General features: G+C 62.9%; 29 protein-coding genes and 3 pseudogenes. 15 read left to right on the top strand and 17 right to left on the bottom strand.

The genetic code is table 11. The features are described from left to right. The first annotated feature begins 781 nt into the window (after positions 1–781). From HAP48_RS19020 to HAP48_RS19005, 4 genes and pseudogenes are all read left to right on the top strand, one after another. Positions 782–1,096: a transposase gene (locus HAP48_RS19020; RefSeq protein WP_166204213.1), complete on the top strand. Its 315-nt coding sequence runs from the start codon at positions 782–784 to the stop codon at positions 1,094–1,096. Positions 1,097–1,298: 202 nt separating this feature from the next. Then, positions 1,299–2,666 (top strand): IS110 family RNA-guided transposase, encoded by a 1,368-nt coding sequence (locus HAP48_RS19015; protein WP_166204212.1) that lies wholly within the window; start codon positions 1,299–1,301, stop codon positions 2,664–2,666. Between the two features lie 9 nt (positions 2,667–2,675). Then, positions 2,676–3,560: pseudogene (locus HAP48_RS19010) on the top strand (IS3 family transposase); the annotation flags it as partial. A gap of 136 nt (positions 3,561–3,696) precedes the next feature. After that, positions 3,697–4,778, top strand: a pseudogene (locus tag HAP48_RS19005) (ISAs1 family transposase). A 21-nt stretch (positions 4,779–4,799) separates the two neighbouring features. Here HAP48_RS19005 and HAP48_RS19000 read toward each other — a convergent pair. The 5 genes and pseudogenes from HAP48_RS19000 to HAP48_RS18980 all read right to left on the bottom strand — a co-directional run bounded on the left by HAP48_RS19000 (position 4,800) and on the right by HAP48_RS18980 (position 9,761). Continuing rightward, positions 4,800–5,888, bottom strand: coding sequence for an ISAs1 family transposase (locus HAP48_RS19000; protein WP_210292854.1), 1,089 nt, complete (start codon positions 5,886–5,888; stop codon positions 4,800–4,802). Between the two features lie 323 nt (positions 5,889–6,211). Continuing rightward, positions 6,212–6,673, bottom strand: a complete 462-nt coding sequence (locus HAP48_RS18995) for a DUF3237 domain-containing protein (protein ID WP_166211426.1) — start codon at positions 6,671–6,673, stop codon at positions 6,212–6,214. A gap of 4 nt (positions 6,674–6,677) precedes the next feature. After that, the gene (locus tag HAP48_RS18990) at positions 6,678–7,982 is read right to left on the bottom strand and encodes a TRAP transporter large permease (RefSeq protein WP_166216247.1); all 1,305 of its coding nucleotides are present in this window, start codon (positions 7,980–7,982) and stop codon (positions 6,678–6,680) included. Between the two features lie 18 nt (positions 7,983–8,000). Beyond that, positions 8,001–8,510 carry a TRAP transporter small permease gene (locus HAP48_RS18985; RefSeq protein ID WP_029077919.1) on the bottom strand — a complete coding sequence of 170 codons (510 nt, stop codon included), beginning with the start codon at positions 8,508–8,510 and terminating at the stop codon, positions 8,001–8,003. A 229-nt stretch (positions 8,511–8,739) separates the two neighbouring features. After that, positions 8,740–9,761: pseudogene (locus tag HAP48_RS18980) on the bottom strand (TRAP transporter substrate-binding protein). A gap of 268 nt (positions 9,762–10,029) precedes the next feature. Between HAP48_RS18980 and pobA the strand changes: the two are divergent. From pobA to HAP48_RS18965, 3 genes are all read left to right on the top strand, one after another. Then, the gene (gene pobA, locus HAP48_RS18975; RefSeq protein ID WP_166211429.1) at positions 10,030–11,199 is read left to right on the top strand and encodes a 4-hydroxybenzoate 3-monooxygenase; all 1,170 of its coding nucleotides are present in this window, start codon (positions 10,030–10,032) and stop codon (positions 11,197–11,199) included. A 335-nt stretch (positions 11,200–11,534) separates the two neighbouring features. Continuing rightward, a complete protein-coding gene (locus HAP48_RS18970) occupies positions 11,535–11,990 on the top strand; it encodes a PaaI family thioesterase (RefSeq protein ID WP_166211432.1) in 456 nt (151 codons plus the stop codon). A gap of 264 nt (positions 11,991–12,254) precedes the next feature. Further along, positions 12,255–12,620 carry a hypothetical protein gene (locus HAP48_RS18965; protein WP_224496508.1) on the top strand — a complete coding sequence of 122 codons (366 nt, stop codon included), beginning with the start codon at positions 12,255–12,257 and terminating at the stop codon, positions 12,618–12,620. A gap of 120 nt (positions 12,621–12,740) precedes the next feature. On the opposite strand, the gene HAP48_RS18960 is transcribed toward HAP48_RS18965, so the two are convergent. Beyond that, positions 12,741–13,634: a LysR family transcriptional regulator gene (locus tag HAP48_RS18960; protein ID WP_166211439.1), complete on the bottom strand. Its 894-nt coding sequence runs from the start codon at positions 13,632–13,634 to the stop codon at positions 12,741–12,743. 118 nt (positions 13,635–13,752) lie between these two features. Here HAP48_RS18960 and HAP48_RS18955 point away from each other — a divergent pair, with 118 nt between their 5' ends. After that, entirely contained in the window at positions 13,753–14,388 is a 636-nt protein-coding gene (locus tag HAP48_RS18955; RefSeq protein ID WP_166211442.1) for a pyridoxamine 5'-phosphate oxidase family protein, read from the top strand. Here the strand turns inward: HAP48_RS18955 and HAP48_RS18950 are convergent. Together HAP48_RS18950 and HAP48_RS18945 are read right to left on the bottom strand one after the other, a co-directional pair. Next, a complete protein-coding gene (locus tag HAP48_RS18950) occupies positions 14,385–15,116 on the bottom strand; it encodes a glutathione S-transferase family protein (protein ID WP_166211445.1) in 732 nt (243 codons plus the stop codon). The genes HAP48_RS18955 and HAP48_RS18950 overlap by 4 nt on opposite strands. Positions 15,117–15,180: 64 nt before the next feature. Next, positions 15,181–15,414, bottom strand: a complete 234-nt coding sequence (locus HAP48_RS18945) for a hypothetical protein (RefSeq protein WP_166211448.1) — start codon at positions 15,412–15,414, stop codon at positions 15,181–15,183. Between the two features lie 206 nt (positions 15,415–15,620). On the opposite strand from HAP48_RS18945, the gene HAP48_RS18940 reads away from it, so the two are divergent. Beyond that, positions 15,621–16,319, top strand: coding sequence for a helix-turn-helix transcriptional regulator (locus HAP48_RS18940; RefSeq protein WP_166211451.1), 699 nt, complete (start codon positions 15,621–15,623; stop codon positions 16,317–16,319). Next, positions 16,319–16,654, top strand: coding sequence for a YkgJ family cysteine cluster protein (locus tag HAP48_RS18935; RefSeq protein ID WP_166211454.1), 336 nt, complete (start codon positions 16,319–16,321; stop codon positions 16,652–16,654). Before HAP48_RS18940 ends, HAP48_RS18935 begins: the two co-directional genes overlap by 1 nt. Here HAP48_RS18935 and HAP48_RS18930 read toward each other — a convergent pair. Both HAP48_RS18930 and HAP48_RS18925 read right to left on the bottom strand, forming a co-directional pair. After that, a complete protein-coding gene (locus HAP48_RS18930; protein ID WP_166211457.1) occupies positions 16,651–17,052 on the bottom strand; it encodes a hypothetical protein in 402 nt (133 codons plus the stop codon). The genes HAP48_RS18935 and HAP48_RS18930 overlap by 4 nt on opposite strands. A 171-nt stretch (positions 17,053–17,223) precedes the next feature. Then, complete coding sequence (locus HAP48_RS18925; protein WP_175612315.1) at positions 17,224–17,577, bottom strand: DUF3307 domain-containing protein; 354 nt, start codon at positions 17,575–17,577, stop codon at positions 17,224–17,226. 436 nt (positions 17,578–18,013) lie between these two features. On the opposite strand from HAP48_RS18925, the gene HAP48_RS18920 reads away from it, so the two are divergent. Next, positions 18,014–19,414: a TAXI family TRAP transporter solute-binding subunit gene (locus HAP48_RS18920; RefSeq protein ID WP_224496507.1), complete on the top strand. Its 1,401-nt coding sequence runs from the start codon at positions 18,014–18,016 to the stop codon at positions 19,412–19,414. 335 nt (positions 19,415–19,749) lie between these two features. Here the strand turns inward: HAP48_RS18920 and HAP48_RS18915 are convergent, their stop codons facing one another. After that, complete coding sequence (locus HAP48_RS18915; RefSeq protein WP_166211463.1) at positions 19,750–20,787, bottom strand: IS110 family RNA-guided transposase; 1,038 nt, start codon at positions 20,785–20,787, stop codon at positions 19,750–19,752. A gap of 270 nt (positions 20,788–21,057) precedes the next feature. After that, on the bottom strand, positions 21,058–21,381 hold the full coding sequence (locus tag HAP48_RS18910; protein WP_166211466.1) for a hypothetical protein: 324 nt from the start codon (positions 21,379–21,381) through the stop codon (positions 21,058–21,060). A gap of 140 nt (positions 21,382–21,521) precedes the next feature. Between HAP48_RS18910 and HAP48_RS18905 the strand changes: the two genes are divergently transcribed. Next, positions 21,522–21,911, top strand: coding sequence for a PRC-barrel domain-containing protein (locus HAP48_RS18905; RefSeq protein ID WP_166211469.1), 390 nt, complete (start codon positions 21,522–21,524; stop codon positions 21,909–21,911). A 149-nt stretch (positions 21,912–22,060) separates the two neighbouring features. Here the strand turns inward: HAP48_RS18905 and HAP48_RS18900 are convergent, their stop codons facing one another. Further along, the gene (locus HAP48_RS18900; RefSeq protein ID WP_166211472.1) at positions 22,061–22,264 is read right to left on the bottom strand and encodes a CsbD family protein; all 204 of its coding nucleotides are present in this window, start codon (positions 22,262–22,264) and stop codon (positions 22,061–22,063) included. 332 nt (positions 22,265–22,596) lie between these two features. Between HAP48_RS18900 and HAP48_RS18895 the strand changes: the two genes are divergently transcribed. Next, complete coding sequence (locus HAP48_RS18895) at positions 22,597–23,085, top strand: YciE/YciF ferroxidase family protein (RefSeq protein ID WP_166216253.1); 489 nt, start codon at positions 22,597–22,599, stop codon at positions 23,083–23,085. Positions 23,086–23,283: 198 nt separating this feature from the next. Here the strand turns inward: HAP48_RS18895 and HAP48_RS18890 are convergent, their stop codons facing one another. From HAP48_RS18890 to HAP48_RS18880, 3 genes are all read right to left on the bottom strand, one after another. Then, entirely contained in the window at positions 23,284–24,045 is a 762-nt protein-coding gene (locus HAP48_RS18890) for a Crp/Fnr family transcriptional regulator (RefSeq protein ID WP_166211475.1), read from the bottom strand. A 200-nt stretch (positions 24,046–24,245) separates the two neighbouring features. After that, entirely contained in the window at positions 24,246–24,608 is a 363-nt protein-coding gene (locus tag HAP48_RS18885) for a PRC-barrel domain-containing protein (protein WP_166211478.1), read from the bottom strand. A 91-nt stretch (positions 24,609–24,699) separates the two neighbouring features. After that, on the bottom strand, positions 24,700–24,906 hold the full coding sequence (locus HAP48_RS18880; protein ID WP_166211481.1) for a hypothetical protein: 207 nt from the start codon (positions 24,904–24,906) through the stop codon (positions 24,700–24,702). A 243-nt stretch (positions 24,907–25,149) separates the two neighbouring features. Here HAP48_RS18880 and HAP48_RS18875 point away from each other — a divergent pair, with 243 nt between their 5' ends. Together HAP48_RS18875 and HAP48_RS18870 are read left to right on the top strand one after the other, a co-directional pair. Continuing rightward, positions 25,150–25,341, top strand: coding sequence for a hypothetical protein (locus HAP48_RS18875; protein ID WP_166211484.1), 192 nt, complete (start codon positions 25,150–25,152; stop codon positions 25,339–25,341). 36 nt (positions 25,342–25,377) lie between these two features. Continuing rightward, complete coding sequence (locus HAP48_RS18870) at positions 25,378–25,593, top strand: hypothetical protein (RefSeq protein ID WP_166211487.1); 216 nt, start codon at positions 25,378–25,380, stop codon at positions 25,591–25,593. Between the two features lie 292 nt (positions 25,594–25,885). Here HAP48_RS18870 and HAP48_RS18865 read toward each other — a convergent pair whose 3' ends face one another. Next, entirely contained in the window at positions 25,886–26,752 is an 867-nt protein-coding gene (locus tag HAP48_RS18865) for a DUF6537 domain-containing protein (RefSeq protein ID WP_166216256.1), read from the bottom strand. Positions 26,753–26,770: the final 18 nt, after the last annotated feature.

Raw genomic sequence — 26,770 nt, 5'->3', positions numbered from 1 at the left:
CTCAGGATGACGGTGATGGAGTTGGTACGCGCGGCTCCTTCCATCCGTCGTCCCGGCGAAGGCCGGGACCCATAACCACAGGATTGGGGTTGGTGAGGAAGGCTGTGGCCCCAGCGTCGCGCAACAATCACCTTCAGTGGTTATGGGTCCCGGCCCCCCGTGCGCAGTTGCGCACCAGGCCGGGACGACACTGAGTTTTTTGCGCCACTTGTGGATCATACGCCCGAATTCTCGCGGCATAATTTGCCCGAGCTTTGCATTTCTTTCTGCCCTCTCCTTGAAGAGGGCGCAGGGAAAGCCGGGTGCCGATCGCACCCATGGGTCCCGTGCAACAAAAAGCACGGGAGGTAGGACCACAGGTGTAACCGGATCAACCCGGCTGTCCCTGCGCGATGGTTTTACGGCTTATTTCGTGCTCTCCCCGGCGAGACTGGGCTTGTTTGTCACCGCCTTCGCAGAAACGCATTCGCGTTTCGCGAGGGGACACCGGCCGCTAGGGCGTCAGGACCACACGACTTCACCGTCCGCCTTATGCGCACTCGTCAGTCGCGGCGTCCACCGCATCCCACCGCGCGTTCGTGACGATGCGCAACGCCCCTCGATCCGGTGAGACGGGTTATCTATGCACCTGAGTTGAAGCCTTGCGCCGTCGGGCAACTCAGGGATAAGGGCGCGTCGTCATTTTTCTGCTCCGCGTGAGATGAGCACGCTTTTCAGACTCCTGAACCTCCTCCGAATGAGTGGACACCTGTAGTAGGCTCAGAGAGCCCGGAGGTGTCGGATGCAAGAGCGTCAACGTCGGTCGTTTACCGAGGAGTACAAGCGGCAGGCCGCTGAACTCGTGGTATCGAGTGGCCGGTCGATCACGTCGGTCGGCAAGGAACTCGGTCTGCGTGATTCGGTGCTGCGGCGCTGGGTGGAGAAGCTCCGGCAGGAGCCGGCAGCGGCGGCGCGGCGCCCCACGACGCAAGCGACGCCGATGCCGGCGGACCAGGCTGCCGAGATCGCCCGGCTGCGCGAGGAGAATGAGCGGCTGCGCATGGAGCGGGACATTTTAAAAAACTGTCCAGCGCCGTGGCGTGCCTGCGCGGGGTAGAAACAGCCTTGTGCTATCGTCTGAGGCCGGGAGGGTAGCGGCCGTCAGCTTATTGGAGGCACTGTCCCCGTTAAAAAACGTGGTCCATGGGTGCATGCGGACTTGAGAGTGGTGACGGCGCTCCGGCGGCGATCCCGATTAGGAAGATGACAAATTGGCATAACCCAGACCCTCCTGCCCATGATTGGACGGAGGACCCGCAATGCTCAAGACGACAACTGCAGATCGCCCGGAATTGAAGCCAGTCAACGTCGGGGCGGCTGCCATCGACATCGGATCAAAGATGCACATGGCCGCCGTGAACCCGGCCTGCACCGATGTCCCAGTGCGCACGTTCAGCACGTTCACACAGGACCTGCATAGTCTGGCGGACTGGTTCAAGACATGCGGTGTGACCAGCGTCGCGATGGAATCCACTGGCGTCTATTGGATCCCGGTCTACGAGATTCTGGAGCAGCGCGGGTTCGAGGTCATTCTGGTCAACGCGCGGTATGCCAAGAATGTGCCCGGGCGCAAGACCGATGTCAGCGATGCTGCGTGGTTACGCCAGCTTCATTCCTATGGGCTGTTACGCGGCAGCTTCCGTCCCGATGCCGAGATTGCGACCCTGCGCGCTTATCTGCGCCAGCGGGAGCGGCTGGTTGAATATGCTGCCGCCCATATCCAGCACATGCAGAAGGCTCTGATGGAGATGAACCTGCAGCTCCATCATGTCGTCTCGGATATCACCGGAGCGACTGGTATGCGGATTATCCGAGCCATTGTTGCAGGCGAGCGCAATCCCGACGTTCTGGCAACCTATCGAGACGTGCGCTGCCATTCTTCAACGGAGACGATCCGCGCGGCGCTGATCGGCAACGACCGGGAGGAACATGTCTTCGCTCTGACCCAATCGCTGGAACTCTACGACATCTACCAGGCGAAGATGCTGGACTGCGACCGCAAGCTCGAAGTCTTGATCGCCGCGCTTAGCAACAGAGAAGCAAAGCCGGTCGGAAAGCTATCCCAGCCACGCGTAAAGACCAAGCAGGTCAACACACCCACCTTCGATGTCAGGACCGCGCTGTACGGTGTGCTCGGCGTTGATCTGACTGAGATCCATGGGCTGGGTCCGTCACTCGCATTGAAGCTCGTCGGCGAGTGCGGCAAGGATCTGAGGGCGTGGCCAACCGCCAAGCACTTCACCTCTTGGCTCTGCCTCGCACCCGGCAACAAAATCTCCGGTGGCAAGGTACTATCTTCACGCACGCGGAGATCCTCCAGCCGGGCAGCCGCACTACTGCGATTGGCAGCCACAACCGTGGGGCGGAGCGATACGGCGCTCGGAGCATTCTATCGCCGGCTGTCCTCACGCGCGGGCAAGTCGAAGGCGGTGACGGCGACCGCCCGCAAGATTGCAGTTTTATTCTACAACACACTCCGGCATGGCATGAGCTACAGGGATCCAGGTGCCGACCAATATGAGCGACAATATCGCAGCCGCGTCCTCGCTAACCTTCAGCGCCGGGCCAAATCGCTCGGCTTTGTCTTGCAGGCCATTCCGTGCAACGCCAATCAGGCTGTTTCTTAGGAAGTCGATCGCGATCTTTGCCGGAACCCGGACATGAGCTTCCGCTTCATTGAGGACCATCGCGACGCCTATCCGGTGCGGCTGATGTGCGCCGTGCTCGGGGTCTCGGCGGCCGGCTATTACGCTTGGCGTGAGCGCCCGGTAAACGCACGCGCAACCACCAATGCCGCGCTGCTGGCTGCGATCCGACAGGTCCATCAAGACAGTGGCGGACGCTATGGCAGTCCGCGGGTCCATGCCGCTCTGCGGGTACAGGGACGTGGCGCCAGCCGTGGCCGGATCGAACGCTTGATGCATCGGCACGGCATCCGCGCCATCATGGCATCACCGCGTCGCGTTCGGACCACCGACAGCCGCCACGGCCTGCCGATCGCGCCGAACCTCATCGAACGTCATTTTGCAGCCGCGGCCCCAAACCGGATCTGGCTCGCCGATATTACCTACATTCCGACTGCAGAGGGCTGGCTCTACCTGGCGGCCATCATGGACCTCTTCAGCCGCAAGATCGTCGGTTGGGCGATGCGGGATCACATGCAGGTCGAACTCGCCTCGTCCGCCTTGAAGATGGCAATCCAGCAGCAGCATCCGGAAGGCGGATTGATCCATCACTCCGATCGCGGCGTGCAGTACGCCTCACAGGACTATCGCGCGATCCTGTCGGCCGCCGGCATCACGGCATCAATGAGCCGCAAAGCCGACTGCTACGACAATGCCCCGATGGAGAGCTTCTTCCATACCCTGAAGACCGAGCTCGTTCATCATCGCCAATATGAGACCCGGGCCGAGGCCCAGCGCGATATCTTCGCCTTCATTGAGGGCTTCTACAATCGAACTCGACTCCATTCCGCCATCGGGTACCTCGCCCCGATCGAGATGGAGCTAAAACCAGCTTAACCCTGTCCACTTTTTCGGGGGAAGATCACTCCCTCCCCCCTTGCGGTAGGGGAATCGCATATGGCTCAGGAGGGGTGTTGCCAAGCGGTTGGAACTGGATTCTTTGGGGGTCTCTCGATTGTCGAGGGAGACCCAAATGCGCAAACTCAGGCGCCTGTTTCGACCGCTCAAGGATCCACGCGCCGGCAACACGCGACACGATTTGTTGGAGATCCTCGTCATTGCCTTGGCGGCGACGCTGGCCGGCGCCAAGACCTGCACCGAGTTCGAGTTCTTCGGCAAAGGCCGAGAGCAGCTGTTGCGGAAGTTCCTGGAGCTTGGACACGGTATTCCTAGCCACGACACGTTCAGCAACGTCTTCCGCGTGCTGGACCCGAAGGGTCTGGAAGCGGTTTTGCGTAAGTTCAGCAAGAGCTTCGGCGTCAAGGGCGTGGTCAGCATCGACGGCAAGGCGTTGCGCGGAGCCTTCACGCGTGGCCGGCGGGCTACGCCGCTACATATGGTCAACGTCTGGGCGGCAGGCACGCGCATGGCGTTGCGCAGAGAAAGGCTCCCAATCGCAACGAGATTGCCGGCGCTCTCGAAGTCCTCGCCCTGCTCGATCTGGATGGTGCTCTTGTCACCGCCGACGCCTTGCATTGCCGGCCCGACACGGCGCAGGCCATCCGCGATCGGAAGGGCCACTATGTATTGGCCATCAAGAGTAATCGCGGCCGGCTCTTCAAAGCCGTCAAGGCGCTGCTCGATACGGCCCGGAAGCCAGCGCGGGCGAGCCAGCGAAGGACATCGGCCCACGGCCGCATCGAGCGCCGGCAGGCCATCGTCGTGCCGGCCCCAGACTTGGCAAAGCAATACAGCTTCCCTGCTATCGCTGTCGTCGGTCGCATCGATAGTTGGCGCGCCAAGGCCGGCAAGACAGCCAAACACACGGCCCGATACTTTCTGGCCTCACGCCGGTTGTCGGCCAAGAAGCTGCTCGAGGCCGTCCGCGCCCACTGGGGTATCGAGAACAACTTGCATTGGGTTCTCGACGTTCTGTTCGACGAAGACGCCTGCCGTAGCCGCAAGGGCCATGCCGCCGAAAATCTTGCCGCCATCCGAAAGCTGGCACTTAACGCTCTACAAGCCACGCCAGGTCCCACGCGCACCAGCCACAAAATGCTCCAGGCCAGATGGAATAACGACTTCCTTCTCTCCGTCCTCGCCCATATGCGATAGCCCTACCCCTTGCGGGCAGGGCTATCGCATATGGGCCAGGGCTTTGAGGAGGTAGTCGTCGTTCCATGCGCATTTTTTGATGCGGTGGCTGATAGGGACCTTCGGCGGGTCGGTCATCTGCAGGATATTTTTTGCGATTCGCTTGAGGATGGCGATGTTGGCAGGTGCGTGGTCCTTGCGAGCTCGGTTCATATCCTCGGCGAGATGAACATCAAGCATCCAGTGCAGGCCGTTCTCGACCTGCCAATGGGCTCGCGTGATGTCGAGGGCCTGCTGCGGCGAGAACACGCGCGAGGTCATGAACAAGCGCGTCAGCGGCTCGGACCGATCACGCCGGGAAGTGATCCGGATGATGGCGGCATGGCCGGGCATCAGCGCGGTCTCGACCGGCACCACCTCAGCTTTCCGCCATTCGTCGCGGCCATGACCGCGTTCCGTCTGCTCGACAACCGGTGGCGAGGGCGCTCGTGCCAGCAGGCTCTCGGCTTCCTTGTGCCAGTGACCACGGTTGCCTTTCAGCGCCAGCACATAGTCCGCATTCTGTTCGACGACCGCCTCGGCCATCCGGCGATGGCAATGCAGCGCGTCGGCCGTGACGATCTTGTCAGTCAGATCAATCAGCGCGATCACCTTCAGGGCGGCCTCAATCTCGTTCTCGGCCGCCGTCGGCGACGCGGCCGCAAGGCAAAGCCGGGTTTGCGTGGCGAAGGCCGAGACCGTCAGCGGCGGATAGGCCTGCTGGCCTTGTTCATAGGCGCGCCGCAAGGCCTTGCCGTCGAGCGCGACCACCTCGTCTGGCGTGGCCACAGTCGTGCCGCTGGATTCGCCGAGCGCCCGGGCAAAACCCGCGGCAAACGACGCAAAAGCCTGCTCGAACGCCCGCGGATCCAGCAGCCGCAAAAGCCGCGAGAAAGTATCGTGGCTGGGGGCCACGTCGTAATCGATCAGGCGAGACAGCACAGCCCTACGGGTCTCCGCGAACAACGCAAATTCGGTTGCTGTCGCGGCCCCGCACAGGCTCGCGGCGACCATCATCACGATCAGGTCGCCCAACCGATGCGTCGCGTTTCCGGCTCGGGGGTCGGGAACCGATCCAAAACAGGTTTCCAGGCAGATGGCCGTTTCTCCTTCGAAAAACTGCCTCCCTCAAGAATCCCTATTCAGCCTCAACACAAGAAAAATCCATATGCGATTCCCCTGCCCTTGCGGGGGAGGGTTGGGGAGAGGGGTGGCCCCGGGCGAGATGGTTGACAGAAGCGTCGCTCTCGCAATTCGACCGCGCGCCGCTGAAACGAAGGCCGAGAGAGCACACCGTGTGGTACCCCTCTCCCTAACCCTCCCCCCTTGCGGCCCGCAAGGGGGGAGGGAACCCTTCCGCCGTTGCCTTCCTCACACGTGCGCCAAGCAAGAATCCTGATTCTCCGCACCCCCGCTCACAGCACCTGATGCACGTCGATCACGACGCGGTCGGCGTGGCGGGCAGCGGAGGCGACGAAGATGTGCTGCATCAGCCAGCGATATTTTTCGGCACCGGTTTCGAACTTCGGCACGGTGCGGAAATAGATCAGCTTCGGGTCAACAGGCTCGCCGCGCTTGAGCCTCTCGAGCAGCTCGACCGGCCCGAAGCGGATGCCCTTGTTCTCGACATAGACGACCGCGCCGTCGTCGGTCTCGAAGGCGTATTTCGCCTCCAGCTCGATCAGCTCGTTGGGCCGGATGATCTGGAAGTCGGCGCCGAACGAGAGCACCTTGCCGTTGACGGTCTCGCCCCTCACCTCGCCGCCGATGATCGGGATGATGCGGCGGACGCCGGTGCCGATGTCGCCGGCGGACGTCACCTCCGCGATCCTGGCGGTGATGGTGAAGACGTATCTGGTCTGAAGCTCCGGTGCCATGGGTTCAACCAATCATGCGCTGCGGCAGCCAGGTCGCGAGCAGCGGGAACAGGATCAGGATCACCAGCCGGATCAGGTCGGTGATGACGAACGGCAGCACGCCGACAAAGATCGTCGACATGTTGACGTCCTTGATCACGCTCTTGATCACGAACACGTTCATGCCGACCGGCGGATGGATCAGGCCGAGCTCGACGGTCATGACGATGATGATGCCGAACCAGATCGGATCGAAGCCGAGCGCGGTCACCACCGGAAACACGATCGGCACGGTGAGGATCACCATCGCCATCGCATCCATCAGGCAGCCCAGCACCAGATACATCAGGAGGATCAGTGCCAGCACGCCATAGGGACCGATGCCGAGCCCGGTGAGGAAGGCGGTGACGTTCTGCGGCGTCTGGGTGATGGTGAGGAAATAGCCGAAGCAGAGCGCGCCGATCAGCACGGTGAATACCGCAGCCGCGGTGCGCGTTGCCTGCAGCAGCGACTGCAGGATGCCGTCCCTGGTCAGCTTGCCGCGGAGGATGCCGATGATGAAGGCGCCGACTGCGCCGACCGCGCCGGCCTCGGTCGGGATGAAGAAGCCGCCATAGAGGCCGCCGATCACGAACAGGAACAGCAGCAGCGGCGACCAAACGTCGCGCAGCGCGACGAAGCGCTCATGCCACGACGCCTTCTTGCCCGCCGGAAGGAAACCCGGCCGCGTCACGCCGATGATGCCGATCGTGATCATATGCATCAGGATCGCGAGCAGGCCGGGCACCACGCCCGCGATGAACAGCTTGCCGATGTCCTGCTGGGTGATGATGCCGTAGACCGCGAGCACGGTGGACGGCGGCAGCATCGCTCCCAGCGTGCCGCCGACCGCGATCACGCCGGTGGAGAACGACTGCGGATAGCCGAAGCGGCGCATCTCGGGATAGGCGACCGCCGAGAAGGTTGCGGCGGTCGCGACCGACGAGCCCGAGATCGCGGCAAAGCCGCCGCAGGCCGCGATGGTGGCGATACCGAGCCCGCCCTTCCAGTGGCCGACGAAGGTGTTGGCGGCGCGGAACAGCTCCCGGCTGATGCCGGAGACGGACACGAAGGCGCCCATCAGCAGGAACATCGGGATCACGCCGAAAGAATAATCCGTCACCGTGCGCATCGTGGTCTGGCCGATCAGCTTCAGCGCCGGCGCGAGGCCGGTGAGGTAGCCGAAGCCGGTGATGCCGACGAGGCCCATTGCCATGCCGACGGGCACGCGAAGCAGCATCAGCGCGAACAGGCTGACAAAGCCGATGACGGCGACAGTCTCCGGACTCAGGTCGAGACTCATGGCCGTCTACTCCGCCGTCTTGATCTTGGCATCGTGGATTTCTTCCGGATGGAAGATCAGCCGGTAGGTGCGGATCGCGATCAGCAGCACCGCCGAGACATCGCCGATCCACGACACCAGGAAGAACGGCCAGATCGGCACGCCGAGGTCCATGGTGACGATGTGGCCGTTTTTGGTGTCGATCACCTTGTCGATCAGCGTGTAGGTCTGCACCGTCACCACGAACAGCAGCACCAGCGTCGCGAAGATGTCGATCCAGCGCTGGTAGCGCGGCGAGGCATTGGCCCAGACCAGATCCACGGTGATGTGGGTGCCGCGATAGCTCGTCGCCGCAATGCCCCAGAAAATCAGGATGCCGAGCAGAAACTGGCCGAAATTGTAGTAGTCGGGGATCGTCACCGAGAAGAACTTGCGCATGAACACCGCAGTGAAGGTGTTGAGCGCGACGACGCCGACGAAGAATGCCGCCACCCATTCGATCGAATCGATGAAGCGGTCCATGAAATTCTTGCGCACCGGCTCGGGTGGACCGGTGATCGCGCCGTCTCGGGAGACTTCGGCAGGTTGCGTCATGCGTTGCTTCGATGAGCTCCCTCGCCCCGCTCTTGCGGGGAGAGGGTTGGGGTGAGGGGCTGCTTCCACGAGTCGTGAATGCGGTGAGACCTGTACCCCCTCACCCGGATCGCATCTGACGATGCGATCCGACCTCTCCCCGCAAGCGGGGAGAGGTGAAGGGGTAGCGCAATCAGATCCCCGCCTCGTACTTCTTCAGCGTGGCCTGCAGATCGGCATCGATCTTTTCCGCGTCACCGCCGGCCTTCTTCACGGCCTCGGCCCAGCTGTCGCGCAGCGGCTTGACCGCCTTCTTCCACTCGGCGAGCTGGTCCGCGGTCAGCGGATAGACCTCGTGGCCTTCCAGCGCCTTCATCTTGGTGCGGCCATTGGCTTCGAAATCGGTCCAGGGGTCGGTGACCTTGGAGGCCCACTCCGGCGTGCAGTGATCGTCGATCACCTTCTTCTGGGCGTCCGACATCGATTTATATTTGGCGAGGTTGATGTTGTAGGTGAACACGGTCGAATAGAGCGGCACGTCCATATGATACTTCACCACCTTGTCGATGCCGAACAGGAAGATCGAGCCCCAGGGAAGGTGATCTCGTCGGCCACGCCGCGCTCGATCGCGTCGCGCGATTCCGGCGCGGAGGCTTGCACATTGGTGCCGCCGAACATCTTGACCATCTCGCCGATGGTGCTCTGCGCCGGACGCACCTTCACGCCAGAGAGGTCGCTCGGCAACAGGATCTTCTTCTTGCCGTGCAGCGCACCCGGATCGTGGATGAAGGCGAAGCACAGCTTGGTGTCCTTCATCTCGGTCGGCGCGTATTTGTGGTACCACTCGTTCAGCGCGAGCGTGCCCTTCTTGCCGTCCGAGAACACGAACGGAAGCTGGCCGGCAGCCGCGATCGGGAAGCGGCCGGGCTGATAGCCGGGATTGACATAGGTGACATCGGCGATGCCGTCGCGCGCCATGTCGTAATGGTCGAACGCCTTGCCGAGCTGCTCGGAGGGGAACACGGTGACCTTGATGGTGCCGCCCGATGCCTTGTCGATGTCGGCGGCCCAGGCCTGCGTCGCCGGCACCAGCGGATGTGCCGGCGGCACCCATAGCGACACTTTGAGATAGACGGTCTTGTCCTGCGCCACGGCGGGAGCAGCGGCCGGCACAAGGGCCGCGGCCATCAGCAGGGCCAACAATTTATTCCTCATCACGTCTCCTCCTCTCCAGGACGGGCTTGGTACCCGCCTCATTACTTAACATGTTATCTAATTCGAGCGCATATTCAAGCCGAAATCCGCTGGCAGGACGCCTCGTCGCACCTCCGCCCTGTGCATCTCGCATTGCGGCGAATGCATTTCCTGGGCGAAACGCCCTTTGCCAGAACGGCTATATGATATAGTTGCCTTGGCAAGTTGATGGCGAACGCCCCGGCGCGGGCGCCCGACGGTCAGCCTATCGTATCGGGAGGAGCAGGTATTGCGGACAAAAGTAGCAATCATTGGCGCAGGTCCGGCCGGACTGTTGCTTGGGCAACTACTTCATTCTTTCGGCATAGACAACGTCATTCTTGAGCGGCAGACCCCGGACTACGTGCTGGGGCGGATCCGCGCCGGCCTGCTCGAGGAAGGCACGGTCTCCCTGCTCGACCAGGTCGGCGCCGGCGCCCGCCTGCATCAGGAGGGCCTGGTCCATCACGGCGTCGAGCTGGCGTTTGGCGGCGCGCGGCACCGCATCGACATGCATGCGGCGACCGGCAAGACGGTGACCATCTACGGCCAGACCGAGGTCACGCTCGACCTGATGAACGCCCGCAAGGCGGCCGGCCTGACCTCGGTCTACTCAGCGGCCGACGTCAAGCCGCATGATTTCGACACCGACCATCCGCGCGTCAGCTACGTCAAGGACGGCGTTGCCCACGAAATCGCCTGCGATTTCATCGCCGGCTGCGACGGCTTCCATGGGGTCAGCCGCGCCAGCGTTCCCGCTTCGGCGATCACCAGCTATGAGCGGGTGTATCCGTTCGGCTGGCTCGGTGTTCTTTCCGAGACCCCGCCGGTCTCGCCGGAATTGATCTACAATAATCACGAGCGCGGCTTTGCGCTGTGCACGATGCGCTCGACCCACCGCAGCCGCTATTACGTTCAGTGCCCGCTCGACGATCATGTCGACCAGTGGTCGGACGAGCGGTTCTGGGACGAATTGAAGCGACGCCTCGACCAGAAGGCCGCCGACGAGATCGTCACCGGCCCTTCGATCGAAAAGAGCATCGCGCCGTTGCGCAGCTTCGTCGCCGAGCCGATGCGGTTCGGCCGGATGTTCCTGGCCGGCGACGCCTCGCACATCGTGCCGCCGACCGGCGCCAAGGGCCTCAACCTTGCGGCCAGCGACGTGCATTATCTGTCGCAGGCGCTGCGCGAATTCTACGACGAGAAATCCTCGGCGGGTCTCGACGGTTACTCGGCGAAGGCGCTGGCGCGGGTCTGGAAGGCGGTGCGCTTCTCCTGGTGGATGACCTCGATGCTGCACAAATTCCCCGACGAGGGCGACTTCGCCGCGCGCATCCAGATCGCCGAGCTCGACTACCTCGTCAGCTCGAAGGCGGCGTCGGCCTCGCTGTCGGAGAACTATGTGGGGCTGCCGTTCTAGGCGAGATCCGCGGACCTAGGCCGGGTAAGGCGCGGCGTGCCCATCGACGGCGCGCGTACTGGACCCGTCATCCTGAGGTGCGAGCTTGCGGCGCACTTGCGCCGCTGGGCGAGCCTCGAAGGATGCACGGCCCGACTGGTGGCCGATTCATCCTTCGAGGCTCGCCGAAGAGGCGAGCACCTCAGGATGACGGGGATAGTATCTACTTGCGCTAGGCAGTCGTCGATGACGCTTTCAAACACCCACGCGAATCCCGTTTAAAACTTTGTAGGCGGTGAAACCGTCATCGACATCGCGTTCAATAGCGTCAACGCAACGCCATATGCGAGCTTCAGATGACCACCAATGCTTCCGTCGCCCCCGATATCCCCCAAGACGTCCCTCAAGGCTTCGAGCCGCTGTTCCGCAAGAGCCCGCTCACGGAGCCCTGGGAACCGCTTTACCAAAAGAAGACCGAACGGGCCGTCATCATCGGCCTGCGGCTCGCCCGGCCGCACACCAACGGCCGCGGCCTGATCCATGGCGGCCTGATCGCCGCACTCGCCGACAACGCGATGGGCTATAGCTGCGGACAGGCGACCGGCTGGACCACCTCGTTCGTGACGATCTCGCTCGCGGTCGATTTCGTCGGCTCCGCCAATGTCGGGCAGTGGCTCGCGATCGAGAGCGACGTGATCAAGACCGGCAGCACGATCTGCTTCGCGCAGAGCCTGATCAAGGCCGATGGCGTCACGATCGCGCGCGCCAACGGCACGTTCCGCGTGGTGCCGAAGAAGGCGCCCGTGACTTGAGGTGCTCTGAAGCGGAGCGCCCGGCTTGCCGCGGTAAACAGAAAGGCAAATTCCGCAACATCTCTTAACGTCGCCGCCATATCTCCACGACCGGGCGCGGGTAGGATCAATCGCATTGCGATTTGGAGATCGGCTCAAATGTCTTGGAAATTTTGGATGGTGCGAACCAGCATCGCGGCGTGCCTCGCACTGGTGACCTCAAGTTCGTCATATGCGGCGACAAGTCTGGACAGCCTGGCGGGCGGTTGGTCCGGATCCGGATCGATGAAGCCCTCGAACGGGGACTGGGAGAAGGTCCGCTGCAAGGTCGCCTACAACGTCACCAAGCCAGGCAGGGCGATCAGTCTGGATCTCCGATGCGCAAGCGATGCCTACAAGATGTCGCTGTCCGCAAACATCGAACAGAACGAAACGCAGCTTTCGGGCAACCGGTTCGAGAGCGAGTACCGGCAGGGCGGCAAAATCTCGGGGACCAACTCTGACGGACTGATCGAGGCGCGCATCGAGGGCGAGACGGTTGCCGCGCTGGTGACGATCCGAACCAAGGGCGACCACCAGTCGTTCGTGATGGAAGCGCCCGGCTCCTGGCTGTCGCAGGTCACCATCGAACTGAACAAGGACGCCAAATGACGGGCCACTTGCGCTAGAGCATTTTCGGTTCTGAATGAATCAGAACCGAAGCTCTAGCTTTTTGTTTTGACGCGTTTTCTTCACGCGAACCGGCGTCCACTTCGCTTGAAAACGCTCTAGCTAACCGAAGTGCCAGTCGGTGATCTCGGTGACGAGATCGATGAAGGTCCGCACCTTGGCGGACAGCAGCCGCGTGGTCGGATAGACGACGTGGATCGGCACCGCCGGCTGCTCGAACTCCGCGAGCACGATCCGGAGCCGCCGCGCTTTCAGCGATTCGGCGGCCTGGTAGGCCATCACCCGCGTCAGTCCGCCGTCCTGCTCGGCGTACTGGATGGCCGCATCCGAACTGTTGCTGGTGAAGCGCGGCGTGGGCGTGATGCGAATCTCCTGCCCATTCTCCATGAAGCGCCAATCCGGCGTCGCGGTCATGGCGCCGAACTGGATCGTGTCATGGGCGGTGAGATCAGCCGGCCGCTTCGGCTCGCCGCGGAGCTTGAGATAGCCGGCCGACGCCACCACGATGCGGCGCATCTGGCCGACATGCCGCGCAATCAGCGTCGAATCCGGCAGGTGCCCGAGCCTGACCGCGAGGTCGACGCCGTCCTCGACGAGGTTGATCCTGCGGTCCGACAGCCGCAGGTCGACACCGACATCGGGATAGCGCTTCAGGTAGACGCTCACGACCGGGCTGACATGGAGCCGCCCGAACCCGAACGGCGCCGAGATCACCAAGCGGCCCTCGGGACGGGTGCGCTCGCTCTCCACCGCGTCCTCGGCCTCCTCGACGTCGGCAAGGATCCGTCGCGCGCGCTCCAGATAGCGTGAGCCGGCGTCGGTCAGCGTCACCTGCCGCGTGGTCCGCTGCAGCAGCCGCGCCCCCAGCCGTTCTTCCAGCGCCGCAATCAGCCGCGTGATGGCGGAGGGCGACAGGCCGAGCTTGCGGGCGGCGGGGGCAAAACCCTCGAGATCCGCCACCGCGACAAAGGCCTGCATGGCGTCGATCCGGTCCATGGCACTATTGCATAATCGGCAACAGTGAAGTGTCAATTCACAAGATTGCCTACGATCCGGAAATACCCATGTTGGAGCGCTAGGACGACCGCTTTGGCGCCCGCATCGGGAGGCTCAGATGTCAGACGTTCGCAGCTATCCGAGCGATGTCGGGTTCACGCCTGCCGTGAAGGCGATCCAGACCCGCAAGGGTTCGCGCGATACCTATGCCGAGGTCGAGGCACATGGCGGCTGGCGCACCGAGGTCGATGAAACCCTCGCGGCCTTCCTCGCCAACACCAACAGCTTCTATCTCGCGACTGCCTCGGCCGACGGCCAGCCCTACATCCAGCATCGCGGCGGGCCGAAGGGGTTCATCAAGGTCCTCGACAAGCACTCCATCGCGTTCGCCGATTACAGCGGCAACCGGCAGTTCATCACCCAGGGCAATCTCTCGGAGAACCCGAAGGCCTATATCTTCGTGATGAACTATGCGTACCGGCAGCGCGTGAAGATCTGGGGCGAGGCGCGCGTGGTGGAAGACGATCCGGCGCTGATGCGCTCGCTGATGCCGCAGGGCTATCGGGCGCGGCCCGAACAGGTGATCCTGTTCAAGGTCGCGGCGTGGGACACCAACTGCCCGCAGCACATTCCGCAGAAATTCGACGCCGCCGACGTGGCGACGGCGCTCGCCTCGCGCGACCAGCGCATTGCCGAGCTCGAGGCCGAGCTGGCCGCACTGAAGGGCCAGCCCGCTCCCGCCGCAACGAGCTAGGCGGCCTGCTGCTGCAGCGGCGCCCAGGCGAATTCCGGATAGTATTGCTGCATCATCCGGCCGACATAGGCGGTGAGATTGTCGAACTTCTCGGTGCGCTCGCGCAGCGGCGAATCGAAGAACGGCGTCAGGATTCCCGCCAGCGCGCCGAACGCGGTGGCGTCGGTGCCGCAGGGCGCGTTGCCCATCAGATACGGCTTGTCGCCGAGCTGGACCGACAGCGCAAACAGCGAGCGGAGCGCGAGATCGACGTCCTCGTCGGGCCCATGTCGGCCGAGTCCGCTCAACAGATAGTTCTCGGCAACGCGGAACTGGGCGTCCTCGCGCAGCTTGTCGCGCATGTGATCGGGCGCGCCGTCGAAGAAGTGTGCCGGGCCCTTGGCGAAATTGGTGTCGTCGACCCAGCGCGCACCGACCAGCGCCCAGTAGACGTGATGCTCGATCATGCGCTCGAAGGCCCAGGCCTGAGCGCGCGCCTGCAGGCTCAGCGGCGCGTCGAAATCGAAACCGTATTTGCCCTCGATATGGGCACGGATGAAGGTCGAATCGGCGATCGTCTCGCCGTCATCGGCGATGAAGGGCAGCTGGCCCTTGGGAGAGGCCGGCGGCATCGCCTTTTCCTTGACGTAAGCGAGCCCGGCCATCTTGAGCTGGACCTCGGTTTTGGTCACGAAAGGGCTGATTTCAGGCAAGCCGAAACCCGTGCCAAAGCCAAAAAGCGTAATCATATGAAGCTCCCGATCGCCTGTGGTCGTGAAGTGAAGCTAGCGGCCCCCTGCTGCCAGCATGGTGTCAGCAGTAGTGGCATTCACTGTCGAGCGGGCCGACCGGTGCGAGGCGGCGAACCGCCTCGCGAACGCGCTTGACCAGCCGTGCCCGCCCGTAGGACCAGGCAGCGCCGATCGACTGTGCGACCAGCGCAACCAGGGCCCAGCGCAGGTCGCCGGAGGTGGAGTAGACCGTGACCAGTTGTTCCAGCGCGAAGCTCTGCGCTTGCCGGAAACTGAGTTCATCAAGATTCGTCATGGACAAATTCCCTTCACTTGAGGTGTTGTCCTGATATAGCCCCCACCTGCTGCCAACATGCTGTCAGCAGCAGACAGACGGGACGCAGAAAAGCCGACGCGCCGAGCGACCAACAGAGCTGCCGAGATGGTTGTAAGACACTCGTCAAGACAGCGGCCAAGAGACCTCAGAACAGACCTGAGAAGAGAGCGACGAAGAGAACTGCCATGAGACGCGCCGACCGGCTGTTTCAGATCATCCAGGTGCTCCGCCGCACCCGTAAGCCCTTGACCGCGGATGCGATCGCAGCCGAGCTCGAGACATCGAAGCGGACGATCTATCGCGACATCGCCAGCCTGATCGAGCAGCGGGTGCCGATCCGCGGCGAGGCCGGCATGGGCTACATCCTGGAGAAGGGTTTCGACCTGCCGCCCTTGATGCTGACACCCGACGAGATCGAGGCCTGCGTGCTCGGCGCGCAATGGGTGGTCGGACATGCCGATCCGGCATTGGCGCGCGCGGCCGAGGACCTGATGGCCAAGATCGCCGAGACCGTGCCCGACCGCCTGCGGCCGTTCGTGCTGGAGCCGGCGAGCCGCGCCCGCTCGGCCTGGAACCGGGAGCCCGACCGCATCGACATGGTCAGGACCCGCAGCCAGATCCACGAGGGCAAGAAGATCACGCTGAACTATCGCGACGAGCATGGCCGCGATAGCGAGCGCACGGTCTGGCCGATCGCGGTCGGCTATCACGAGGCGGTGCGGCTGCTCGCCGCCTGGTGCGAGCTGCGCAAGGACTTTCGCAGCTTTCGCACCGACCGCGTGGTCACCGCTGTCTATCACGACGAACAATATCCGGAGCGGCGCGACCTGCTCAGGGCGCGCTGGCGGCGCAGCCTGGTGTGGGAAGCGCCGAGGGACACCTGATGGCCGACAGTGACATCGATGCGACGGAGGCAAGCCCCTGCCAGTCCTGCGGCGCCTGCTGCAGCTATTCGGAGAACTGGCCGCGCTTCACCGTCGAGGACGATGCGCAGCTCGAGCTGATCCCGCCGCAATTCGTCAACACGCGACAGTCAGGGATGCGCTGCGACGGCGATCGCTGCTCGGCGCTGTCGGGGCGGGTGGGAGAGGCAACGCGCTGCGAGGTCTATGCGGTGCGGCCGGAAGTGTGCCGCACCTGCTTGCCGGGCGACGCGGAATGCGCGATGGCACGGCGCCGGCACGGGCTGCCGCTCATTCCGAGCGCGCAGCCGGCTTAAGCCGTCACCGTCGCGGTGAACTCCTCGTCGTCGAGCTCATCATCGACATCAGGCGCGAAGGTCGACAGCGGCTTGGTCGACAGCGTGATCGGCTTGCGGCCGCCATGCGAGACGGTCGCAACGCGGGCCGGTTCACGCGCCAGCGCGTAGAGCGTCGACCCGACGCGGCCGCCGAAATTGATCAGCTCGCGCTCGGTGCAGCTCGACGCAATCGCCACCGCGAGTGCGTGCAGATGGCTGCGGCGATAGCAGAATAGCGCCAGCCTCGCCCTGGCGTCGGGCGCGACATTGGCGACCAGCAGCGAAAGCCCGTTGGGATTGGCGCGGTACATCTGGCCGAGCAGGTCGTCCGCAACTGGGCAGGCATCGTTCTCGAATGCGTCGCGGCTTGAAAACATTTGCAAATCCCCCTTGATCCGGAAGATGCCGCGCAATCCTCTAACGAAAGGTTAACCACGGCCTCCGGTCGTTTCCGGGGCCCCTTGCCCGTTGCAGGCGAATCACATCCGCGCCGCCGCGGGCGGATGGTCAGTGATTCGAAAGGAGAGAAGATAAGGTCCGCGCGCCGCTCAGTTCGCGGCCATGTAGATCGACAGCGCGAAGCCGGTGAGGTGGTGCAGCGCCTGGTCGACCCCGATCAGGGTCCAGAACCAGGGATGGCCTGACTCCAGCGTCACGCCGAAATGCGAGGCGCAGATTCCCTTGCACCGGTCGACGATGATGTGGATCACGAAGTCGACGAAGGCGACGTACCAGAACCGCGGCGCCACCACCAGGATCAGGGCCAGCGCGACCGCCAGATGCACCAGGCAATGCGCGAGCAGCGGCAGCGCCCAGCCGGTCTTCTGGTCCTTGCCGATCGCCATCCAGGCGTTCTGCAGCATGAAGTCGGCGATGATGTGCTTCGCGGTGAGAAGCAACATCCATCCCACCAGGGCACCAACCGACACCGACGATGACATGGCAGGAAACAACAAGCTGACGCCCTTTTACTTCGATGAAAGTGATTGCAGGAAATCCGGGTCAGGCCGTCAGCACAATTCCGCGAACCGAAGCTTGTCTCATTTATGACATCTCCGGCGGCGGAATGCACCAGCGGTTACTGCGAAAATCACATCCTCCTCCCGGCGTCGATAGTGGCGATGGTCATGCGGCAACGCAACGCGGGGCAGCCGCGGTTAAGGTTACGGCGGCGCGCCGGTTTGCATTCCCGCCCGGGAGGTATATCGTCAGGATGCAGGAAATTTTCTTTCTTTTATAGTCATTTACGGATTCACCGGGCAGCGCCGCTGCCGATCCGGTTGCGGCCGAGGGCCGTCAAGCGCAGTCCCGGACGGGTGATGAGCCAGGTGATCAGCCATGAGTGCCGAAGCCCCCTCGCCTTCGCCAATGCCGCCGCGGCCGCGTCCCCCGGTCGCCAAGAGCAACCGCGCGCAGATCATCGTCTTCACCCTGCTGACGCTGTTCTTGAGCGCGATCACCGTGGTCGGCGGCCGGGTCTGGCTGCGCAATTCCGAGACGCTGGTGTTCGCGGTCGGCGACGCCAACGGCCCGGAGGCCAAGTTCGCGGCACGTCTCGCCGCCGTGCTGAAGACCAATTCGTCGCGGCTGCGGCTGAAGATCGCGCCGAACCCCGACAACGCCAAGGCACTGGCGCAGTTCGAGCGCCGCGACGCCGCGCTTGCCATCCTGCGCACCGATGCAAAGGTGCCGCCGCGCGCCCGCGCGATTGCGATCCTCGAACATGACGTGGTGCTGGTGCTCAGCCCCGGCGGCAAGAAGATCAAGTCGCTCGCCGAGCTCAAGAAGAAGAAGATCGCGGTGGTCGGCGACGGCGAGAACAGCGTCAATTTCGTCCGCAGCGCGCTCGAGATTTCCGACAGCCCCGACGCGGCGCAGCGGGTGCAGCAGGCGCCGCCGAACACCCCGTTCGACAAACTGTTCGCTTCCGGCTTTTCCGCCGTGGACGCGATCGAGCATGCCTCGAAGATCATAAAGGACAAGACCTACGAGCAATATGCCAAGCGCTCTGGCGGCTTCACGTTGAACGCGATCGACGCGGCCAAGGCGCTGGCGCGCAAATATCCGGCGATCTCGGAGGAGACGGTCTCGACCGGCATGCTGTCGTCCTCGCCGGCGATCCCCGATGACGACGTCGACACAATCGGGCTGGAATGGCTCTTGGTCGCGCAATCCTGGATGTCCACGACGACGGCCGCCGAGCTCGCGCGCATTGTCTATGAGAACAAGTCCGAGCTCGCGCTCGAGGACGGCTTCGCTTCCAAGATCGAGCCGGCGGCAACCGACAAGGACGCCTTCATCGTCGCCCATCAGGGCGCCGCCGAATACATCAACGACGACACCAAGTCGTTCATGGATCGCTACAGCGACATGATGTATCTCGGCGCCGCCGCGCTCAGCATCATCGGCACGATCTTCGCCGCGATCTACACCAAGATCACGCGCGTCGCGCCGGAGAAGGCGAGCGAGCTGGCGGGCCGGATCCTCGACATCGGCGAGCGCGTCGAGCACACCACCTGCGCCGAACATCTCGACGAATTGCAGGACGAACTCGAGGCGATCCTGCGCGGCGCAGTAATCGGCTTGCGCGACGGCACCGTGTCCGGCGACGGGCTCGACACCTTCAAGCTCGGCTACGAGCTGGTCCGCGACGAGATCGCGCTGCGCCGCGATCATCTCAAGCGCCACCCGGCGGCACCGGATGAAAATATCGTGGTGGTGAAGGCGGCGAGCGGGTGAGGGGCGCGAGTTGTCGTTGTTATCGTCCCCGCGGTCGCGCCACATACACCGCTGTCGTCCTGGCGAAAGCCAGGACCCATATGTGGACGGCCCCCGTGGCACAAGAGCTGTTTGGTGAGATCGGATCGCTTGCATCCATATGTCCGGCCTTTTGAGTGCGATCGAATGGATCGCTGGCCAAGATGGTTTGCGCGATGCGAGTTCCAAACAACCACGCGACCTGTTGGCGGCCGATGGGTCCTGCGGACTGTCTCGCATCGTTGCTCGATCGATCGCTCCATCTGCTCTTGCAGCTCCGGTCGGTCGGCGAGCGAGCCCGCCGGCCGGCCAATCTATTAGGCGGCGGCTGTCATGGGATTCATCCGTGCCGCCTCGTAACTCTCGCCCGTCGCCATCAGCTTCCAGGCGATGCGGGCCACTTTGTTGGCGAGCGCCACGGCCGCAAGCTTCGGCGGCTTGCGCTTGATCAGCGCCAGCAGCCAGCGCGAGTGATGACCGCGTCCCCGCCTCGCCTGCTGGATCACCGCTGTGGCCCCGACCACCAGCAGACGGCGCAGGTCCTCATCGCCCGCCCGCGTGATCTTGCCAAGCCTGGTCTTGCCAGCGGTGGAGTGGTCCTTGGGTGTCAATCCCAGCCAGGCCGCAAAATGACGACCAGAACGGAACGCGCGCGGATCAGGTGTCTTCATCACCAGCGCGGTTGCAACGATCGGACCGACCGAGGGGATCTGAGCCAAGCGCCGGCCCGTGGCATCGGCGCGGTGCCAGGCCATCAGCTTGGCCTCAATCGCCTCCAACTCACCCTCGAGCCTGATGCGCTCCCGGCCCAGCACCACAAACAGCTCGCGCGCCAGAACGGGAAGCGTCTCGTCCTGCGCGATCCGCGCCAGCAGTGGTTCGATCGCGTCCAATCCCTTGGGTGCGATCAGGCCATACTCCGCCGCATGGCCGCGTATCGTATTGGTCAGCTGGGTGCGCCGGACGATCAATCCGTCGCGGACACCCATCAGCATCAGCGCAGCCTGCTGCTCGGCCGTCTTCACCGGCACGAAGCGCATGCTCGGCCGGCTCATCGCTTCACACAGACCTTCTGCATCCCGCCCGTCATTCTTGTTCCGCATCACGTAGGGTTTAACCAATTGCGGTGCCATCAGCTTCACCTCGTGACCGAGCTTGGAAAGCTCCCGCGCCCAATGTTGCGAAGCCCCGCATGCCTCCATCCCGATCACGGTCGGCGGCAATTTGGCGAAGAACTCCAGCACCTGTTTGCGCGACAGCTTCTTGCGCAGCGCCACCTGCTCCCTCGCATCAACCCCATGCAACACAAAAATATACTTCGACGTATCAATCCCAATGCGGATAATCTGGTTCACGGACGGCTCCCATGTATGAGATCTAGACAACCTCATTCTGGCACACTGATGCCGTAGGGGGCCGTCCACACCATCAACCACCGCACTTGATGATGAACGGGATCGTGGCCCCAACGTCGCGCAACAAATTGAGATTTGGGGTAATGGGTCCTGGCTTTCGCCAGGACGACACTGAGTGTGTGGCAAAGCGAAACATTTTGCTGCGGGGGCTTGCGCCGTCGGGCGACTCAGTGGCGGGGCAGGTCGCCTGCCTCTCGGCGAGGGCGGAACTTAGTGCGGCCCGGCGAGCGTCCCTTTCAGCCCCTCGATCGCATCGGGACAAAGTGGCAATTTATTGCGACGCGATTCACAAGCGTTATTTCCGGAACCCGAGTTTGCGCCAATCATGCGGGCACTGGGCGGGATCGGTTTTTCATTCGTCCATTCTTTTAGACCCAGTAGACCGTTGGTTTGCGGCAACCGGCGGTCGGCGACTGCGTGGAAGAAGACGGCCCCGGCTTGCCCCTCTCGCTGGGGCCGTTTCTTTTTGACGCCGCAGAATCGGGGCGCCCTTGAGTTCGGCCTTCTCGGCTTTGCTGGAATATGGTTCGCCATGCTTCCCTTCAGCATGGGTTGGATTCTGATCAGATGACGGGCCTCATGATAGCTGACCCGCCGAGCGCCAGGCATCCGGCCTTACGAGGAACTTCTCCGCAAACGTGAGGTTACAATTGCCTCATATGGAGGAGAAGAAAATGAATAAGTTGATTGCAGGAAGCATCATTGCGATGGGAATGATGACGGCGGTGCATGCCGCAGAGACCATGTCAGCCGCGCCCGCCGAGAGCTGGACCGTGACCAACTACTACAAGCAGTCGGTCTACGATCCGCAGAAAAACAAGATCGGCGACATCGATGACGTACTGGTCGACAAGTCCGGCAAGATCAACGGGCTGGTGGTCGGCGTCGGCGGGTTTCTCGGTGCCGGAGAGAAAGATGTCATCATTCCCTTCACCGCCGTGAAGACGGAGAAGAAGGACAATAAATGGTGGCTGACCCTGAATGAGACCAAGGACGGCCTCAAGTCGGCGCCGGGCTTCAAGTACGACAAGGCGAGCACGACGTGGGTCCCTGAAGGCAAGTAGCCGGCCCCAGCGCAAATATCTGACGCCGCACGCGGGGTCTCGTCGAGACCCCGCGATCAGGGCCATCTCCAGCACTCGCCCCTGACGGGCATCATTCCCCAACCGGCATTCGTGCAAGAAAAAGCCCCGCGAATGCGGGGCTTTTTTGCTCACCACGTCTGGCGGCCATACCAGTCGTCGATCTCCTTCTGGGCCTGGTCCTTGGCGTAGCCATAGCGCTGCTGCAGACGGCCCTCGAGCTGGTCCTGCTTGCCGGCGATGACGTCGAGGTCATCATCGGTCAGCTTGCCCCATTGCTCCTTCACCTTCCCCTTCATCTGCTTCCAGTTTCCTTCAACCCGATTCCAATCCATCGTCAACCTCCATCATTTGGAGACCGATCAACCGAAGAGAGAGGCCATCGTTCCTAAGCTGCCCTGCGACGGATGGCCCCGTACCTGACGCCTCCACAATCGTGCGAGAGCACTGCAACGCAGTGGTGTAGATCGCTGTGTTACAAAGTGCATTTAACGCTAGACAGGTCACGCAGTGGGACAGGCCGTGTTGACGCAGCTCGCGTCTCTACGACACGGAGGAAGAAGCGATGACGACGTGATTCCGGAAGGCGTCATCAGCCAAATAGGAACGTCGATCACTATCGTGTGTTGGGGCTCATCTGCACCATTCATTCGCAGCGGAGCCGACCATCGCCGAAAAAGACCTCAACGCTCTCTTCCTCGATACACTCAAGGACATCTATTACGCCGAGAAGCAGATCTACAAATCGCTGCCAAAAATGGCGAAGGCGGCCGCGTCCGACAAGCTCCGCGCCGCCTTCGAGAAACATCACGACGAGACCGAAGGCCAGATCGAGCGCCTCGAAAAGATTTTCGAGCTCCTTGGCAAGCCGGCCCGTGGCAAGAAGTGCGATGCCATCGAAGGCATCCTCGACGAGGGCAAGGAAATCATGGAGGAATACGCGGACGCACCCGCGCTGGACGCCGGCCTGCTCGCTGCCGCCCAGGCGGTCGAGCACTATGAAATCTCGCGGTATGGCACGCTCAAAGCCTGGGCCGACAAGTTGAAGATGCCGGATGCCGTCAAACTGCTCGATCAGACCTTGAATGAGGAAAAGAAGACCGACGAGACGCTGACCTCCATTGCCGTCTCCGCGGTGAACGCCGAAGCGGCCTAAGGGGCAGTGTGATCCAGCTGAAGCTCGCGCACCCGATCGCCACTTGCCGCGACAAAGCGCAGCGTAAAGGGGCGAGGGCCGGCTGGAGGGTTCGGCCCGGCTCATCGACCGCCATCGAGGTGCCGGGCTTCTTGATTGCCTGTTCCACCCGCGCCCGCCGAGGAGAGCGCCGTGCGCCTCGACAAATCGACCCGTCGATCACCCCGCCGCCGCGTCCGTTGACATCCCGACGGCATCGAGGTGCCGTCCCTCATGATCCATATGCAGATAGTTCGGGTTGAACAGGCCGGCGCGCATCAGCCGGTCGAGATTGGGGACGGCCAGGGTCTTTCCCTTGAGCACGATCAGGCCGTCGGCGCGCAGCTCCTGCAGCGTCCGGTTGACATGAACCTTGGAGAGCCCGGTGGCGTCGGCAAGGTCGCCCTGGGTCAGCGGGAAGTCGCAGCTGTCGCCCTGGGTCAGGCCGGCGAGACGCAGGCGCAGCCAGATCTCGCAGAGCAGGTGGGCCATGCGCTCCAGTGCCGTGCGCTGGCCGAGGCTCATGGTCCATTCGCGCTGGATCGCGGCATTGACCAGGGTTTCCCACCAGAACGCGGTGACGATCCGCGGATGTCCGGCGGCGACCTTGTCGAAGAACTCGCGGGAGAGGTCGGCGACCGACACTGCGGTGACGGTACCAATCGAATGGTCCATCTCGCGCAGGATGAAGACGTTCACGTCGCAGATATCACCGGGCAGGAAGAACGACACCACCTGGCGGCGGCCGTCCTCGAATTGCTTGTAGCGGTAGGCCCAGCCGGACAGGATCAGATGGACGTCCTTCGGCTTCTCGCCTTCACGGACGATATCGACGCGCGGACCGAAGTGACGGACGCGCTCGGTGGACGCGCGATTGAGAATGGCATGGTCGATCGGCGAAAGCCGTACGAACTGCTCCAATTTCCGGACTAGCGACGCCAACGACATTGGTCTCCCCGGATGCTTAATCAGGTAACCGCCGGGCCGATTTCAATAACGTATGTTACATTGCACAGCTATTGCTGTATGTTCACTAGTGTACACACGCCGGAAGATGCGACGGTTGCATCCTCGATCGCTGTACAGATCTGGTACCAGTGGGGTGGCGTCAGCAAAACGTGACGCCTTCAGGCCGACGTCATTCAGACGAGCGGCACGCCGTAATAAGCGTCCACCGCCCGCGTCGTTCCTGTATCGGCCCAATTCCAATCGCGCTCACTGCCGTATTTCGGCGCGCCACGCAGCTGGCTCTCGGTCACGCCCGTGACGTAACCGCCGAGCCGCGTGTCGTATTTGAGCGACTGCCACGGCAGCGGATAATGATCGTTGCCGAGACCAAGAATGCCGCCGAAGCCGAGCACGGCGTAAGACACCCGACCGCTTGTCTTGTCGATCATGACGCGCTCGATCGAGCCGATCTTGCGCTCGTCCGATCCGTAGACCGCGGTGCCCTCGACCTTGTCGCTGCCGATGAGATTTCCGATCTCTTTTGCGTCTGTCGCCATGTCACATCTCCATTGATCTCCGGAGGCCAACGGTGGACCGGGGTCATCGTTCCTGCCGCATTGCCGCAGTTGCTGCAGAGCAAAACGACGTTCAGCCCGTCGGGGGATCGCCGCTGTCGTCAGGCGTCATGCCCGAGCCCGGCGTCTTGCCGGCGTCATTCAGCTTCGGATCCCGCGTCGCTTCGCGTGTTGGCGACTTTCGGGGGTCGGTCTTCTGAGCGGTCTGCGCGCGCTCCTTGTCGGCCGGCTGCTCCTGCCCCTTGTCGTCCTTGACGATACCGTGATTGGAATGTGCCATTGCCGATATCCCTTGGCTGATATCCCTAAAGATGTGCGGGCCCCGACGGTGAAATTCGCCGAGGCCCGTCACCGGAGTGGTCCACTGCCCCCGGGGTGAAGAGCAGTGAACACACGGGTGTTACGCGTGGCGCCGGAGATCGTTCCTGCGAAGCAAAAGACGAATTCGATCCGCCGATGTCATGGGTTAACGACGGCCTCCGGGGAACATGCCAAGTATTCCCGGTTCCAGACCGGAGGCGGCATGATCAAGAAGAAACGCAACAGGGCACGTCCCCCCGGATCGTTCGAGGACCGCCTGCAAAAGTTTGCCGAGGATGCGCGCCTTGCAGCGCGCAAGCTGCCGCCGGGGCGGGAACGCGAGACGCTGATGAAGAAAGCCAGACAGACCGAGGCCGTGATGGAAGTCAGTGAGTCACTGACGTTCCGCAAATAGGCCGCGCCGGACACCGGCCCATAGGGAGGGGCTGCGATGATCGAGGAGAGATTCGACTCACATACACTCGCCATCATGAATTTTGCGCTCGACCGGGTTTGTGCAGAAGCGCGTCATGGCGAGGAACACGCCACCCGCAAATACGTTGCCAAATACATCATCAAGTGCGCCAGGAGCGGCAGAACGACGCTTTCCGAGCTCACTGAAGCCGGACAGCAGGCGCTGACCAAGGTCACCGCCGCGGCGGAATAGCCGCTACAACCTGCCTTGCTCTCGTCATTGCGAGGAGCGAAGCGACGAAGCAATCCATTTCTCCGCTTGTGGAGCTATGGATTGCTTCGCTTCGCTCGCAATGACGTGGATAGAGCGACGCCGCCAGTCCCGTCATCCCTGCGCAAAGGCTTCGCCTTTGTCGCTGGAGGTGCGAGCGGAGCGAGCCTCGAAGGATGCACGGCCACGGTCGGGCCGTCGATCCTTCGAGACGCGCTTCGCGCTCCTCAGGATGACGGTGATGGAATCGTTTCAAATCATAATGCGACGATGACTACGCCGCCGGCACCCGGGCGCGGATCTCGGCGATCTTGCGCTTCAGTGCGGCCTGGCGCGCATCCGGCATGATGGCGGTGCGGGCTTCCGCAATCGCGGCGGCGAGATCGGGAAGCGCGAGCACGCCGTCGAAGGTCGGCTTGGCGAGCCCGTCGATGATCGCGTGCCAGTCCGCGATGCCCTGGCGATAGGGATCGCCATAGCCCTGGATCATGGTTGCGGTCTGCACCACCGCCGATGCGGCGGCCGGTTGCTTGGTGAGGCTGCGGTCGATCATGTGCAGCCAGCGCTCGACCCAGACGCGCTCCTTGGCATAGCGCACCGAAAACAGCCGCCAGCGCTTCAGGCCCGCCTCGATCCTGAGCCGGCGAACACTGAAGCGGTTGTTGGCGCTGAAGCGGATCGAGACCCTGCGGCGCCGCCAGCCGAACTGATCGAGCACGGTGAGGATCGGATCGGCAACCACTGCCGGCAAAGCGTCGATCAGCTCGTCGAGGCGGAGTTTCTTGACGTCGTCGGCCGAGCGCGCCGCAAGGCCGCCCGCCGCATTGACCTCGCCGAGCTTGAGCTGCGCAATCCGGATCGCGTCCTCATAGGCCATCCGCTCCGCCATCAGCCGCGCGATGTCCGCGAGAAGCGCGTCGTCGACGCCACGGCGCCCGACGAAGCGCTTCAGCCTATCGATATAGAGCTGGGCATAGCTCGTGCTCTGATAGGCGATCAAAAGATGGATGGCCTCGGTGACCGCGGGCCCGAGATGATCCGGACAAGCCTCGGGCAGCACCGGCGGTCCCTCGTCCTCGTCGCCGATGATGTCGGCGAAGAGATAGCGGAGCGAAGCCAGGAGACTGTCGTCATCCGGCACTGCGGCGCCTCCAGAACT

The sequence above is a fragment of the Bradyrhizobium septentrionale genome, from assembly GCF_011516645.4.
Classification (GTDB): Bacteria; Pseudomonadota; Alphaproteobacteria; order Rhizobiales; family Xanthobacteraceae; genus Bradyrhizobium; species Bradyrhizobium septentrionale.
The sequence above is the reverse complement of the archived record's forward strand: the minus strand, read 5'-3'. Positions and strand labels throughout refer to the sequence as shown.